Source organism: Shewanella sp. S1-49-MNA-CIBAN-0167 (genome assembly GCF_040310145.1).
In the GTDB taxonomy this organism is placed as follows: Bacteria; Pseudomonadota; Gammaproteobacteria; order Enterobacterales; family Shewanellaceae; genus Shewanella; species Shewanella psychromarinicola.
The window spans coordinates 1-270 of record NZ_JBEOPO010000277.1; the positions used below are offsets into that span (position 1 = coordinate 1).

At 46.3% G+C, this 270-nt stretch carries 1 protein-coding gene; it reads right to left on the reverse strand.

What is annotated here, in order from left to right; all coding sequences use genetic code 11:
- Positions 1-270 (reverse strand): choice-of-anchor I domain-containing protein (locus AAEZ00_RS21310; RefSeq protein WP_502959357.1); only part of this gene is annotated, 270 nt, incomplete at both ends.

Sequence of the window (270 nt, forward strand, 5' to 3'; positions counted from 1 at the left end):
GCAAAAGGGTTAGTAATGTCGTAGATCATAAAACCACCGGTGCGTTCTAAACCAATAAAGGCATAAGTATGTGAACCTATTTGGCCAATAGCTAATGCCTCTGGCTCCGGGCCTTTGTCGTCGCTGCCGCTATCACCTTTGTTTTCATCGTTGTTGTTATTGAAGTTCATCGCTAATAACGCCGCGGTAATACGCTCGAAATCACTGCCACTGTCAAAAACTTGTTGCCCCTCTGCAGTCCAAATCGAAAATGAACGGCCACCGTAAGCG